The sequence below is a fragment of the Vibrio sp. 1641 genome (assembly GCF_033339995.1).
In the GTDB taxonomy this organism is placed as follows: Bacteria; Pseudomonadota; Gammaproteobacteria; order Enterobacterales; family Vibrionaceae; genus Vibrio; species Vibrio alginolyticus.
Genome location: NZ_JAWOVP010000220.1, coordinates 1 through 657 on the forward strand (window position 1 = coordinate 1; position 657 = coordinate 657).

At 46.9% G+C, this 657-nt stretch carries 1 protein-coding gene; it reads right to left on the reverse strand.

The genetic code is table 11. The features are described 5' to 3' along the window. Window positions 1-30 precede the first annotated feature (30 nt). Window positions 31-657, reverse strand: a 627-nt coding sequence (locus tag R7Z47_RS25165) for a malic enzyme-like NAD(P)-binding protein (RefSeq protein WP_318130805.1), incomplete at its 5' end; no start/stop codon positions are given.

Below are 657 nucleotides of genomic sequence, written 5' to 3' on the forward strand. Positions count from 1 at the left end.
CCATTTTTGTGTTCAATGTGGCTGAGTAAATTACTCTGCCATGTAGTTTTCTGGCATCTCGATACGAGCAACACCGGAATCTACTGCCGCTTGAGCTACCGCTTTTGCTACGCGAGGTAGCAGACGTGGATCCATTGGCTTAGGAATGATGTAGTCGCTGCCAAATTCTAGCTTCTCAACACCTGCAGCTTTTAGTACCGATTCAGGCACAGGCTCTTTTGCCAATGCACGAATTGCGTCAACTGCTGCCAGCTTCATGTCGTCATTGATTTCACTCGCACGTACATCTAACGCACCACGGAAAATGAAAGGGAAACACAACACGTTGTTCACTTGGTTTGGATAATCACTGCGACCAGTACCCATAATTAAGTCATCACGCACTGCGTGTGCTAGCTCAGGTTTGATTTCAGGATCTGGGTTCGAACAAGCAAATACAACTGGCTTGTCAGCCATGAGTTTCAACGCTTCTGGTGGCAATAGATTTGGACCAGATACACCTAGGAATAGGTCTGCACCTTCGATCACATCTTCTAGTGTGCGCTTATCTGTATTGTTTGCGAACAGTTGCTTGTACTCATTCAGATCATCACGACGAGTATGGATCACCCCTTTGCGATCCAGCATGTAGATCTTCTCGCGCATTGCGCCACACTT